This window comes from Devosia sp. 63-57 (assembly GCF_001899045.1).
Taxonomy (GTDB): Bacteria; Pseudomonadota; Alphaproteobacteria; order Rhizobiales; family Devosiaceae; genus Devosia; species Devosia equisanguinis.
This window is the reverse complement of record NZ_MKUY01000004.1, coordinates 341240-354725: the sequence shown is the minus strand read 5'-3', so window position 1 is coordinate 354725 and position 13486 is coordinate 341240. Positions and strand designations below refer to the sequence as shown.

Sequence of the window (13486 nt, the reverse complement as noted above, 5' to 3'; positions counted from 1 at the left end):
CCAATTGTCGCCACGAGTGGTGCTGTCAAATGAGGGGCCGCCGACACCGTCGTCTTACCGAGAATCGTGCGGCCCAGCTCCCCGGCCGGACGCAGCCGGCCAAAGCAATGGGCTGCTCGCGCTCTGAAATAGAGACGCTCACGAAAAACGGGGCGACGTAAACGGGAGCACCTGCTCAGGCAGTGCTGCAAGATGTCAGACGAAAAGCGGGGGACCTCGGCTGCGATGCGCAGCGGATACGGTCGCACTAGGCGCTGTATCGTTCGTGTAGCTGTAATAAAGTAAAAAGACGTCTAGCTTCAGTGGCTCGGCGACGTTCGGTGGCGCAGGCAGGATGATGTCGGCACCGACCCGACAGGCATGGCACGGTATGTGGTCGTTTCTGCCGGAATCGTCGGGGAGCCCGCAATTCTCAGTTCCAACCACAGTGAAGGACAAACCATCGAAAGCCACCGATGGCAGCGGCTGCATGCCAAGATTGAGCATGACAAGCGCCAGCACCAAAAGTGCTCGCGTGACTTCGCTCAAATATGGCCGAAGCTTTTGCATCTATCCCACCCTGCCCTATTGGTTAGCAGACGGCGTAGGTTTGGCAATGGTACGATTGGTCACATCATACAAGCGATGCCGCGAGCAATCGTGACGGGACCGCATGGCAAGAGTTCGGCGATTGCTGTTGTCCCTTGTTCCGCTCGGCCAGGAGTGCATCCGGAAGTGTTCCTGGTTCAAGTGACCCCAGATCAGGACTCATGCTCATGTCCATGCTGACACGTCCCTAAGGCCGCAGGCGCCCCCGGGACAGGGATGAGTTCCATATAGCCATGCGCACTGAGCTGCTGCCGGTTTTGAGGACACCGAGTTAAGGTGTTTTTGGAACTGGAGAGTTTTGATGGAGAGACGCAAGTTCAGCCGGGAGTTCAAGCTCGAGGCTGTTACGCTGGTCAGGGAACGGGGCGTTGCGGTGGCGTAGGCGGCCCGTGATCTGGACCTGCATGTGAACGTGTTGCGCAAATGGGTGCGCGAGCAGTCCGCCGATCCACAGCAGGCCTTCCCCGGCCATGGTCAGATGAAGCCCGAGCAGCTCGAGATCGAGAAGCTGCGCCGGGAGTTGGCCAAGCTCAAGGCGGAGCGCGATATTCTAAAATAAGCCGCGGCCTACTTCGCCAGGGACTCGATATGAGGTTCTGTTTCGTGGCGAAGCACCGAGGGATCTGGCCGGTCTCGTGGATCTGCGAGGCGCTCGGTGTGTCTCGCTCGGGCTTCCATGCCTGGCTCAACCGCTCGCCGAGTAGAAGGGCTCAGTATGATGAGATGCTCATCGCCGGGATCCGATCCAGCTTTGCCGGCAGCGATCGCACCTATGGCGCTCGAAGGGTCTGGCACGACGTGCTGGCCGAAGGGCTCGATGCGGGTCTCCATCGCATCGAACGGCTGATGCGCCAGGAAGGCCTGCGGGCACGTCCCCGCCGGCGGGGCTTGCCCAAGGATGGCGGGCAGCGCCATGCGGTCTCGCCCAACATCCTGGACCGGGCGTTCGTGGCGTCGGCGCCGAACCAGAAGTGGATCGCCGAATTCGCTTCGCGGACCTTCGGTCCACCTACATCTGGACGGCCCAGGGCTGGCTCTATGTGGCGGCAGTGGTCGACCTCTACTCCCGCCGGGTGGTGGGCTGGTCGATGAGCTCATCGATGGTCGCTCAACTGGTGACCGATGCGCTGATCATGGCGATCTGGCGTCGCGGCAAACCCGACAGCCTGCTGCACCACTCCGACCAGGGCAGCCAATATACATCCGAGCAGTTCCAGCGGCTGATGGCCGATCATGGCATCACCTGCTCGATGAGCCGGTCCGGCAATGTCTGGGAGTTCAAGCCAATCCGCGACAGCGGACAAAACGATCCTGTGAATCGTTTTGAGGGGCAGAACGCGGCGATGGAGAGCTTCTTCTCCTCGCTCAAAACCGAACGCACCGCCCGCAAGGTCTATCGCACCAGGGACGATGCCAAGGCCGATATGTTCGACTATATCGAGCGCTTCTACAACCCGAGGCGCCGACACTCGACGCTGGGCTATCTCAGCCCCGTGCAATACGAAGAGCAAGCTAAGCTAGCCTAACTTCGTGTCCACCGAACCGGCAGCAGCTCATTGTCATCAAGCGAACGGCCAATGTCTTTGGCCTCTATGTAGCCCACATCCACTGCCGTCTTTTGATCGGTAATAATGTAATCGGGCGCGCCACACGCGATCCTTGCGGGCTCGTTGGTGGTGAGAGTGTCCGGAGCCAAGGCCTGAAGCAGGTTTTGCAAGTCGCCCCGATAGCTATGCTCTCGCGCGATTCCGGTCTGAAAGCGCTTGTCGAGATTGGCGACGTATGCCGAAAGATCCATCAATGCACGCCCTCGAGCAGGTGTGGTTTAGCCGGAATTGCTTTTGATACCAGATAAGCGCCCGCCATCCGGATGATATATGCCGCCCACTTACCCGTTGATGACACCATCTGCTCCCCCCAACCTGTCGTTCACAATGGCAGGTGTCAGTGACATCCTAGGTCGACGTGAATGACCACAATGGGGTCGAGAACAGACCGGCGGTTACGCGCCCCGTTCCGGCCGTTCGAACATCTACTTCGTTTCGACAAAGGCGGAAGTGCTCCTAGGCAGCCTAACGCTTCCGTCTCACAATGGTCGGGCGACGTTGGCGCTGCGTTGTCGTCGGTAAATTCCTGGAAATTCGACCTTGGCATGGCGCCTCCTTGTAAAGGGCGCTTTGTGTACCTATGTATAGAAATACGTTTACAGCCTCCAAGGCGACCTGATCCCCCCGGCACAGCCGGCTGCTTGGCGATCCCCCGATTTTGCAAACGTTTATTCCCTTACGCATTCCGCGACGGGGCATTGACACCTGCAATCGGCGGGACTTTGAAAGACCAAGACATGATCAGCGGCACTGTCAAATTCTACAATACCACCAATGGTTTCGGCTTCATTGCGCCAGATGATGGCAGCAAGGACGCCATTGTTCAAGCGGGCGCAGTCGAGCGAGCCGGCCTTTCGAGCCTCGGCGAGGGACAGAAGATTTCCTACGACATCGAAAATGGCCCGGATGGCCGCATGGCGGCGATCAACCTCAGATTGCCCTGATGGGCGCTTGCCTCCGCGTGGCTTCAAAACTGAAATCGTTCAGAGCCACACACATATACTCACAAGGAGAACTGGACATGACGCAGTTCGACTATGCCTCCGCCGCCGAGCTCTTTCCGAGCAAAAGCCCTTATAAATCGGGCCGGGTGAGCTACCGGCGCTTCACCACCGCCGCCGAGGCCGTGCGCTATGCCATTGAGGACATGCCGGCTCCCCTGCTGCGCGGCTCCTTGCTGGAAGTCGACGAACAGCGGTTCGACGGCATTCAAATTCGTGGCCTCTATGATGCTGCAGCTTTCCCGCTCGCCAGGACTGAACGCCCATGAAGAGCGAGCCGCGATCCAACGCGGATGCTCCGCCACCGGGTGGCTCGGTACTGACTTACGGTGTGGTGGGATCGGTCTCAGCCATTCTGCTACTGGCCGCAGTCGCCGGCTTTTACGAACTCGACCTCACGCGTCACGTCGTGCCAGTGGCCGGCATGATGGCACTGGCTGCTGCCGGTGGGATTGCCCTGCATGTTGTGCGTACACAGCGACATCTGGCGGCGCTCGTCACGAAATAAACGTCCACTCCAGGAGAATATCGATGACTATTCCGAGCAAGATCATTCCCTTCAGACGCAGTGCCTACCCCGCCCTGGTTCCGTCCGTGCGAGTCTCGGCCTATCCACGCTTCAAGGCGGAACGCGCCCGTAGCGCACCAGCGCCAAGGATATTGCCAGGCTCGGAGGGAAAGCATGACCAGCGCCCCCTCAACTAGCAGGTCCGTGACGTTCCTGTTCCCCTTCAAGCTGCCGGGTATGCAGGAGCCGCATGCGCCGGGCACATTCGAGGTCCGCTCGGAGGTGGAACATTTAGACGTGATGTGGGACGCGCACCGAACGATGTCGAGCATTCTGTTGCGCTATCCGGGGCGCATCGAAGCCTTCCCTGTCACCGCCGGCGATCTTGAGGCGGCGATCCTCAATGACCGCAATTCGGGCATCGAGCCGACGCTGCCCTGACCCGCATGATCGGCAGCAAATGCCCTCGCATCGGCGGAAGAATTGAAGGCGCAGGTAAAGCCCGCGCCCCAAGATATGGCGTGCCCAACCGCGCCCTGGCTCAGACCATGAGCTTACCCTGCACGCAGGCCGATGATCGGTCCGCAAGCGCAAGGGCGGCAATGGCACATGATTTTGGAGTTTAGAGGCAGGCATGGCGACGATGTATCTGGTTCAGGCGTTCAAGCAGGTCGGTCGGAAACTCGTTGCCGATCCGGTCCAAACCACCAAGACGGCTGAGAAAGCAATGGCAACGGCGGAGCGGCTGGCGCCGACACGCGCTGGCGTCATCGCCTTTTCCCAGGAGGTGGACGTGGAAACCGACGCCTATGACGAGCCCCGCATATTGCTTAAGCTGGGCGATTTGCCTCCAGGGCTGATGGAATAGCCTGGCCGCGGGAGCAGACGGTAGTCACCAGTCCTGCTCGCCATGGCTGCTCGACATAGAACCACTCCGGAGCTTTCCGGACGGCCGTCCGGCCGTATCCGGGCCGAGGATCAATCATGGCCAAGGAACAGAAACGCGGCAATCGCGAGATCAAAAAGCCCAAAAAGGTGCGAGAGCCGGTGGCCGAGGCCGCAACGCTATCGAGCAAGGCGGTGCTGGAACGGATCGCGGTACCAAAGAAGCAACGATGACCGAAGCGGCCGCAGCGGCCGGCGGTCAGGTGCGGCCCGCCAGTCCCTGGCTCGATACCGCTCCGGTGCGCGAGGAATTGTTCGGTGTCGAGCGGCTCGAACAACATGCGAACAGCCTTGCTTCGGCCCAGCGCATAACCGAACGTCCGCCTGCCGTTCTCTCGCTGCACAAAAGGCTGAAAAGCAATGCTGCCGTCCTTCTGGCTGCCTATCGTGCCAGCGCCATGGAGATGGACAGCGATCGTGGCGTCGTGCCGGCAGCTGAATGGCTCCTCGACAATTATCATCTGGTCGAGGAGCAGATCCGCGAGATCCACGACGATCTGCCGCCAAATTACTACCGGCAATTGCCCAAGCTTGCCGATGGTCCGTTCGCAGGCTATCCGCGGGTTTTCGGGCTGGCCTGGGCGTTTATCGCCCATACCGATAGCCATTTCGACCCGGAAACGCTGACCCGGTTCATCGCCGCCTACCAGCAGGTCCAGCCACTGACCATCGGCGAATTATGGGCTGTGGCGATCACTTTGCGCATCGTGTTGGTGGAAAATCTGCGCCGGCTGGCGGACCAGATTACCGCCGGACGCAAGGCGCGCGCCGAGGGCGACGCACTCGCCGACCTGTTGCTCGCCTCCGGCGGTGAAGCAGCAATGACGCGCATGTCGGACGAGCCCCTGAATGAGCTGTTTGCGGCGCAATTGGCCAAGCGACTGCGCGACCATGATCCGAGCACCACCCCGGCCCATGGCTGGCTCGAAGCCCGTCTTGCCCGGCAGAGCACCTCCATCGAGACAGTGGTGCAGCACGCCCAGCAGCGCCAGGGCGCATCCAATGTCACGGTGCGCAATGTCATCACCAGCATGCGGCTGATTTCCGACATAGACTGGGCAGACCTGTTCGAAAGCGTCAGCCTGGTCGATGCAAAGCTGGGCGAGGCAGATGGCTTCACCCGCATGGATTTTGCCACGCGCGATCTCTATCGCAGCGCCATCGAACATCTGGCGCGCGGTTCGCGGCTTTCCGAGCTCGATATCGCCCAAACGGCGCTGTCGGCAGCCCGACAAGTTGATACGGGTATAGACGCGGACCGGCAGGGCGATACGGGTTATCACCTGTTGGGGCGCGGACGGCCGGCGCTTGAACAGGCCATCGGCTTTCGCGCGCCAGCCCGGCTGCGTTTCGGGCGACTGGCCGGCCGCCTCGGGATCGGCGGATATGGTCTGTCCATAACCGCCACCACCTTCGCCCTGCTTGCGTTGACCGGCTGGACCCTGGCGGGCCTGGGGCTTCCCATGGCGCTGCTCTGCACGTTTCTGGCATTGGCGTTGCTCCCAGCCAGCGAGCTGGCGACCGCGCTCGTCAATCGCGCCATTGGCTGGGGATTGGGATCGGCAAGCCTGCCTGGTCTTGAACTGGCCGAGGGTGTGCCGCCGGAGCTGCGCACGCTGGTTGTAGTCCCGACGCTCTTGGCAGATCACACAGCGCTTCTCGAAGACATCGAGCGGCTCGAAGTGCATTACCTATCCGGCGCAGGCGGCGATATCAGTTTTGCCCTGCTGACGGACGGGCTGGATGCCAAGGCGCAAATCCTCGACGGCGATGCCGCGCTTCTCGGCCTCGGCCGGCAGGCCATCGCCGCGCTCAACGCCAGACACGGTCCGGGTCCTGCTGGCGATCGCTTCCTGCTCCTCAATCGCGATCGCTGCTTCAATCCCAGCGAAGGCGTGTGGATGGGGTGGGAGCGCAAGCGCGGCAAGCTGCATGAGCTTAACCGCCTGCTGCGCGGGGCGACCGATACCAGCTTTGTTACCGAGACAGGCGAGATTCCCGCAGTGCCCAAAGATGTGCGCTACGTCATTACCCTCGACGCGGACACGCAATTGCCACGCGATGCGGCGCTGCGCCTGATCGGCAAGATGTCCCATCCGCTCAACCGGCCCCGCTTCGACACGGCAGGCCGCCGTGTCATCGACGGCTACGCCATCATGCAACCGCGCGTCACGCCATCTCTTCCGCTCGGGCGCGAGGGCTCGCTCTATCAGCGTGTCTTTTCGGCGCCCGGCGGCATCGATCCCTACGCGGCGGCTGTCTCCGACGTCTATCAGGATCTGTTTGGCGAAGGCTCCTATACCGGCAAGGGCATTTACGATGTCGATGCCTTCGAGACGGCGCTGGCCGGTCGCATTCCCGAAAATACATTGCTGAGCCATGACCTGTTCGAGGGCGTTTTCGCCCGGGCCGGACTGGCCTCCGACATCGAGATGGTCGACGACTTTCCCGCGCGCTACGACGTGGCCGCACGACGGCAGCATCGCTGGACGCGCGGTGACTGGCAATTGCTGCCCTGGATCGGCTCGGATCGCACCGTGCCGGCAGTGGGCCGCTGGAAGATGGTCGACAATCTGCGCCGGTCGCTGCTTGCACCGGCCGCCTTTCTCGCATTGGTGATCTGCTGCCTGATGCCGCTTCGGATCGGTATTGTTGCGGCCGGGGCGATCCTTGCCACGCTGGCAATCCCGGCACTGCTGCCAGCTCTGTTTGCCATCATTCCAAGGCGACCGGGTCTGCAATGGCGCGCCCACCTGCGCGGCCTCTTCGGCGATCTCAGGATGGCGGGATTGCAGATCGGGCTTGGTCTTGCCCTTCTGCCCGATCAGGCCTGGCGCAATGGCGACGCCATCGTGCGCACGCTGTTCCGCCTCGCAGTGACGCGCCGGCATCTGCTCGAATGGACGACTTCGGCCAGTTCGGGCGGCAGGGCGCGCTTGGCCCTCTACGGTTTCTATCGCGACATGGCCGGCGGTACTGGTTTGGCGTTTCTCATGTTGGCTGCGGCTTTGATCGTCGCGCCGCTCACCTGGCCGCTGGCCCTAGCCTTTGGCACGATCTGGCTGGCTGCGCCTTCTATTGCCCTGCGCATCAGCCGTGCGCCGCAGGCCCGGCTGGATAGGGCACTCACCGCCACCGATGCCGACTATTTGCGCCTGGCAGCGCGGCGCACCTGGCGGTTCTTCGAGACCTTCGTCACGCCCGAAGAGAACATGCTGCCGCCCGACAATTTCCAGGAAACGCCAAGGCCGGCAGTTGCCCACAGGACCTCTCCGACCAATATCGGGCTCTATTTCCTGTCGGCCGTGGCCGCACGCGATTTCGGCTGGGCCGGCACACTCGAAACCATCGAGCGGCTGGAGACCGGCTTTGCCACGCTTGATAAACTCCCCCACTATCGGGGGCATTTCTTCAACTGGTACGATACGCGGGACTTGAGGGTGCTCGACCCGGCCTATGTGTCGTCGGTCGATAGCGGCAATTTCGCGGGTCATTTGATCGCCCTTGCCAATGCCTGCGAAGACTGGGCGCAAGCGCTGCCGGCATCCTCGTCGCAGGGGCTTCTTGATACGCTGGCGCTTGCAAGGGTGGCGAGCAAGGACAGCCCCGGCGAAGGCCATGGCCTCGTTTCCTCCGTTCTTGACGAAATCGCCGTCCTGCTCAAGGGACCGCAATCGCCTGACCTCGTCACTCCGGCACTTTTGCGGCTGACGGACAAGGCGCTCAAGGCAGGGAGTGTATCCCGCCCGGTCTCGGACAAAGCAGGCCCTGACCTTTTCTGGATATTGGCCCTGCGCCACGCCCTGACCGAAGGCGCACGGGACCGGCAGTTGATCCAAGACAATCCTGCGGCGCTTGGCAAGCGCCTTGTCGCATTGGCGCAGACCGCGCGCCGCATGGCGCTCGGCATGGATTTCGCCTTTCTGCTCGACCCGGACAGGAAGCTGCTGTCCATCGGCTATTCGCTGGCCGAAAATGGCCTCGATAGCAATTGCTATGACCTGCTGGCTTCCGAGGCGCGGCTGGCCAGCCTCTTTGCCATCGCCAAGGGCGATGTCGCGACCAGGCACTGGTTCCGGCTCGGTCGCACGGCCACCCCGCTAAGGGATGGTTCGGCCCTGATCTCGTGGTCGGGCTCGATGTTCGAATATCTCATGCCCTCGCTGGTCATGCGTGCGCCGGCCGGCAGCCTTCTCGACGACACCAACCGGCTGATCGTCGGCCGCCAGCAGGCCTATGGCAGGGCGCGCAACGTGCCCTGGGGCATTTCCGAGTCCGCCTACAATGCGCGGGACTACGAGTTTACCTACCAATATTCCAATTTCGGCGTGCCCGGATTGGGGCTCAAGCGCGGACTGGCGAGCAATATGGTCGTCGCGCCCTATGCGACTGGCCTCGCCGCCATGGTCGACCCGCAGGAGGCGGCGGAGAATTTTCGGCGCTTTGAGAAAATGGGCGCTCTGGGCGTGCATGGTTTTTACGAAGCGCTCGATTTCACCCGCTCAAGGCTGCCCGAGGGCGAAGATGTCGCCATCGTGCGCTCCTATATGGCGCATCACCAGGGCATGACCCTGGTCGCCCTCGCCAATGTGCTGGACAATGGACGCATGCGAGAGCGGTTTCACCGCGATCCGATCATCAAGGCGAGCGAATTGCTGCTGTCCGAGCGCATTCCGCGCGATGTTGCCGTTATCCGGCCGCGCGCCGAGGAGGTCAGGGCGTCCGTCGGCGCTGCGATCAACGCAGCCCCTTCAGTCCGCCGCCTGACCCTACCGCGTGATGCAGCGCCCGCTACCCATCTTCTGTCGAATGGGCGCTATGCTGTCATGCTGACAGCCTCGGGCAGCGGCTACAGCCGCTGGCGCGACATTGCCATCACCCGCTGGCGCGAAGATGCCACAAGCGACAATTGCGGGGCCTATATCTTTCTCAAGGACACGCAAACAGGCCTCGTCTTTTCTCCGACCGCGCAGCCGATGAACGAGAAAACCGAAGCCTCGGTCGTGTTCGGTGAGGATCATGCCCAGTTCCGGCGTCGGGATGGAACGCTGGCGAGCGAAATGGATGTGCTGGTCTCGGGCGAGGACGATGGCGAGGTGCGGCGGGTTTGCCTGACCAATAGCGGCCGCCGGGCACGGGAGATCGAGCTGACCTCCTATTCAGAACTGGTGCTGACCGCGCCGGCCACCGAAAATGCCCACCCCGCCTTCGCCAAGATGTTCGTGGAGACCGAATATCTCGCCGAATTCGACGCTCTGATCGCAACGCGCCGCCGGCGTTCACCCTCCGAACCAGAAATCTGGGCGGCCCATTTCGCTGTCGTCGAAGGCGACGTCATCGCCGATCCGCAGTATGAATCCGATCGTGCCCGGTTTCTTGGACGCAACCGTGCCATTGGCAATGCCGCTGCCATCCATGATGGAAAGGCCTTGTCAAATACGGCCGGCACCGTGCTCGATCCGGTGTTCTCGCTGCGCCAGCACGTGCGCATTCCACCGGGCAAGGTCGCCCGGATCGCTTTCTGGACGCTGGTGGCCTCATCGCGCGCCGAGCTGATGGAACTGATCGACCAGCATCACGACCGCAGTGCCTATGGTCGCGCGCGCACCCTGGCCTGGACGCAGGCTCAGGTACAGCTCTATCACCTTGGCATCGCGCTGGATGAAGCTGCCGACTTCCAGCGGCTGGCCGCGCCCATCCTCTATGCCGATCCGCGTTTCCGGCCCGGCTCCGACATCATTGCCAGCGGCATGGGGCCGCAATCGGCCCTTTGGCCGCAGGCCATTTCGGGTGACCTGCCCATCGTGCTTCTGCGCATAGATGCCATGGAAGACATGGCGCAGGTGCGGCAAATCCTGCGGGCACACGAATATTGGCGCATCAAGCGACTGGCCGTCGACCTGGTGATCGTGAACGAGCGCGGCTCCTCATATGTGCAGGATTTGCAGAACGCCATCGAAGCGGCTGTGCGCTCCAGCCAGTCCAGGCCGCGCTATGACGACAGGCCGGCCGAGGGCTCGGTGCATGTGCTCCGCGCCGACCTGATGACTCTGGAAACGCGCAACCTGCTCAACGCTACCGCACGAGTGGTACTCGCGGCCCGTCGCGGTCCCATCAGCGACCAGCTCGCCTACCATGCCGGTCTGGACAAGACCTCTGTTCTCCCCACGGCGGCGCCAGGTGTCCCCGTCTCGGCCGAAAATGTCGAACAGCCCGACCCTCTGGAATTCTTCAACGGGTTGGGCGGCTTTGCCCGCAACGGCACGGAATATGTCACCGTGCTCGAAAATGGCGTCACGACCCCCGCGCCCTGGATCAATGTCATCGCAAACGATGGGTTTGGTTTTCAGGTATCGAGCGAAGGCAGCTTTCATGCCTGGGCCGGCAATAGCCGCGAAAACCAGATCACGCCCTGGTCGAACGACCCGGTCGCCGACCCGACCGGTGAGGCGATCTATATCCGCGACGAGGACACACTGGCGCTGTGGAGCCCCACGGCACAACCCATCCGCGACCACGGGCGTTATGTGGCGCGCCACGGTTTCGGCTATAGCCGCTTTACCCATCGGGCTCACGGCATCGAAAGCGACCTGCTGTCCTATGTGCCGCTCGCCGACCCGATTAGGATATCGCGGCTCACCCTCACCAATCGCTCGGGGCGGCCGCGTCGGCTGTCGGTCACCAGCTATGCCGAGTTCGTTCTCGGTACGCAGCGCGGCACGACCGCACCATTCCTTACCATGGTCAGTGACCCGCAGACGGGTGCGCTGTTCGCGCGCAACAATTGGGCGATGGCATTTCCCGGCCGAGTCGGTTTTGCCGATATGGGCGGAAGGCAAACCGCCTGGACGGCCGACCGCACCGAATTTCTCGGACGCAACGGCGATGCCGCGGTGCCGGAAGCGCTTGTCGGCCACGCCGCACTGTCCGGCAAGACCGGTGCCGGATTCGACCCTTGCGCCGCGCTGCAGACCGGGATCGAACTGGCGGCGGGCGAAAGCATTGAACTGGTCTGCCTGTTGGGCGAAGCGGAATCCGAGGCGTCGGCGCGCGACCTGATCGCGCGCTATCGCGCGGTCGACCTCGACGCCGTACTGGCGGAAGTGAATGCGCATTGGCAGTCAGTGCTGGGCGCAGTGCAGGTCAACACGCCCGATCGCGCCATGGACATCATGCTCAATGGCTGGCTGCTCTATCAGACCATGGCCTGCCGCATCCAGGCGCGCTCCGGTTTCTATCAGGCCAGCGGCGCCTATGGTTTTCGCGACCAGTTGCAGGATGGCATGGCGCTGACCCTGTCGAGGCCCGGGGACACCCGTGCCCATATCCTGCGCGCTGCCGGACGGCAATTCATTGAAGGTGACGTGCAGCACTGGTGGCTGCCCCATTCCGGCCAGGGCGTGCGCACGCGCATCTCCGACGATCGGGTGTGGCTGGCCTTTGCCACCGCCAGCTATGCCGGCACGACAGGGGACGAAACCATCCTGGATGAAACCGTGCCGTTTCTTGAAGGCCAGAAACTGGCCGAAGGCGAGCACGATGCTTTCTTCCAGCCCATGGTGTCCGAACGATCCGCATCCTTGTTCGAGCATTGCGCGCTCGGCCTTGACCAAGCGGTCAGGCTCAGCGGCGACCATGGTTTGCCGCTCATGGGCACCGGGGATTGGAACGACGGCATGAACCGCGTCGGCGAGGGGGGCAAGGGCGAGAGCGTCTGGCTGGGCTGGCTGCTGATCAGCGCCATCGATCTCATCATGCCTTTCGCCGAACAGCGCGATCCCATGCGTGCCAAGCGCTGGAAAAACCATGCGGCCCGCCTCAAGACCGCGTTGGAGCGCGAGGCTTGGGATGGTGCCTGGTACCGCCGCGCCACGTTTGATGACGGGTCCTGGCTGGGTTCAAAAGACAATGACGAGTGCCGCATCGACGCCATCGCCCAATCCTGGGCGGTGCTGTCGGGCGCGGCCGATCCGATCCGCGCGCTCAAAGCCATGTCATCGCTCGACCAACACCTGATCCGCAAGGCGGACGGCATCGCCTTGCTGTTCACGCCACCATTCGACAAGACGTCACGCGATCCCGGTTACATCAAGGGCTATCCACCGGGGCTTCGCGAGAATGGGGGCCAATATAGCCATGCGGCCATGTGGGCAATAATGGCGTTCGCCAAGCTGGGCCTCAGCGAAAAGGCGCATGATCTGTTTGCTCTCGTCAACCCAATAAACCACGCTTCGGATCCTCGGTCCGTCGCACGCTACAAGGTGGAACCCTATGTCATAGCGGCCGATGTCTATTCGGTCGCACCGCATATTGGTCGAGGCGGCTGGACTTGGTACACGGGATCAGCCGGCTGGATGTATCGCGCCGGCATCGAAGGCATCTTGGGGCTGCGGCGGCAGGGTGATGCGCTGGTTGTCGATCCCTGCATTCCGCCGGATTGGCCGGAGTTTTCCGCAACACTGAACTTGGCGGACACAAATTGCCAAGTCATCGTGCGCCACCGAAGTGAGCGATCCGAGGCACCCAGCAGCGCGACAATGGACGGGGCAGCGCTGCTGCCTCAAAGGGGCGTCTTCCAGGTGCCGCTCGATGGCGGCGAACATACCCTTGTCATCGAACTTGGCCGCAAAGCCCCGCCTGGCCCCTGAGCGTGCCCTGCGCCTGAGATTCATCCCGCCGCAATTCGGCGTGCAGCCATTTCCGTTACGCCCCAGGACGCGGGAGCAAGGTGCATCCGAGATGAACTCCGCGCCGTGGCGGGAGCCGCATTCGGCCTCGGCTTGTGCGGATTGGAAAGAAGTGACCGTAGGACAAGGAACGAAGGCATGTGCACCTCG

At 62.4% G+C, this 13486-nt stretch carries 8 protein-coding genes and 1 pseudogene; 7 read left to right on the top strand and 2 right to left on the bottom strand.

Annotation, left to right across the window (positions count from 1 at the left end; genetic code table 11):
* Positions 1–889: 889 nt before the first annotated feature.
* Positions 890–2114, top strand: a pseudogene (locus BGO80_RS06880) (IS3 family transposase).
* Here BGO80_RS06880 and BGO80_RS06875 read toward each other — a convergent pair.
* On the bottom strand, positions 2111–2389 hold the full coding sequence (locus tag BGO80_RS06875; RefSeq protein WP_126148636.1) for a hypothetical protein: 279 nt from the start codon (positions 2387–2389) through the stop codon (positions 2111–2113). The pseudogene BGO80_RS06880 and the gene BGO80_RS06875 overlap by 4 nt on opposite strands.
* Positions 2390–2932: 543 nt before the next feature.
* On the opposite strand from BGO80_RS06875, the gene BGO80_RS06870 reads away from it, so the two are divergent.
* Together BGO80_RS06870 and BGO80_RS06865 are read left to right on the top strand one after the other, a co-directional pair.
* A complete protein-coding gene (locus BGO80_RS06870; RefSeq protein WP_126148611.1) occupies positions 2933–3139 on the top strand; it encodes a cold-shock protein in 207 nt (68 codons plus the stop codon).
* Positions 3140–3216: 77 nt separating this feature from the next.
* Complete coding sequence (locus BGO80_RS06865) at positions 3217–3465, top strand: hypothetical protein (RefSeq protein WP_286720314.1); 249 nt, start codon at positions 3217–3219, stop codon at positions 3463–3465.
* An 89-nt stretch (positions 3466–3554) separates the two neighbouring features.
* Here BGO80_RS06865 and BGO80_RS06860 read toward each other — a convergent pair whose 3' ends face one another.
* Positions 3555–3680, bottom strand: coding sequence for a hypothetical protein (locus tag BGO80_RS06860; RefSeq protein ID WP_286720311.1), 126 nt, complete (start codon positions 3678–3680; stop codon positions 3555–3557).
* A 198-nt stretch (positions 3681–3878) separates the two neighbouring features.
* Here BGO80_RS06860 and BGO80_RS06855 point away from each other — a divergent pair, with 198 nt between their 5' ends.
* The 4 genes from BGO80_RS06855 to BGO80_RS06840 all read left to right on the top strand — a co-directional run bounded on the left by BGO80_RS06855 (position 3879) and on the right by BGO80_RS06840 (position 13297).
* Positions 3879–4145 carry a hypothetical protein gene (locus BGO80_RS06855; RefSeq protein ID WP_286720308.1) on the top strand — a complete coding sequence of 89 codons (267 nt, stop codon included), beginning with the start codon at positions 3879–3881 and terminating at the stop codon, positions 4143–4145.
* Between the two features lie 193 nt (positions 4146–4338).
* Positions 4339–4572: a hypothetical protein gene (locus BGO80_RS06850; RefSeq protein WP_126148614.1), complete on the top strand. Its 234-nt coding sequence runs from the start codon at positions 4339–4341 to the stop codon at positions 4570–4572.
* A 116-nt stretch (positions 4573–4688) separates the two neighbouring features.
* Positions 4689–4823, top strand: a complete 135-nt coding sequence (locus BGO80_RS06845) for a hypothetical protein (RefSeq protein ID WP_268907369.1) — start codon at positions 4689–4691, stop codon at positions 4821–4823.
* Positions 4820–13297 (top strand): glycoside hydrolase family 94 protein, encoded by an 8478-nt coding sequence (locus BGO80_RS06840; protein WP_286720302.1) that lies wholly within the window; start codon positions 4820–4822, stop codon positions 13295–13297. The genes BGO80_RS06845 and BGO80_RS06840 overlap by 4 nt, the downstream gene beginning before the upstream one ends.
* Positions 13298–13486: the final 189 nt, after the last annotated feature.

Bases quoted from the DNA above. Each gene is read 5' to 3' on its own strand.
- BGO80_RS06840 (WP_286720302.1), top strand. From the start codon at position 4,820: ATGACCGAAGCGGCCGCAGCGGCCGGCGGTCAGGTGCGGCCCGCCAGT.
- BGO80_RS06845 (WP_268907369.1), top strand. From the start codon at position 4,689: ATGGCCAAGGAACAGAAACGCGGCAATCGCGAGATCAAAAAGCCCAAA.
- BGO80_RS06865 (WP_286720314.1), top strand. From the start codon at position 3,217: ATGACGCAGTTCGACTATGCCTCCGCCGCCGAGCTCTTTCCGAGCAAA.
- BGO80_RS06860 (WP_286720311.1), bottom strand. From the start codon at position 3,680: ATGTCGCTGTGTACGCACAACATGCAGGGCAATCCCACCGGCAGCAGC.
- BGO80_RS06850 (WP_126148614.1), top strand. From the start codon at position 4,339: ATGGCGACGATGTATCTGGTTCAGGCGTTCAAGCAGGTCGGTCGGAAA.
- BGO80_RS06870 (WP_126148611.1), top strand. From the start codon at position 2,933: ATGATCAGCGGCACTGTCAAATTCTACAATACCACCAATGGTTTCGGC.
- BGO80_RS06855 (WP_286720308.1), top strand. From the start codon at position 3,879: ATGACCAGCGCCCCCTCAACTAGCAGGTCCGTGACGTTCCTGTTCCCC.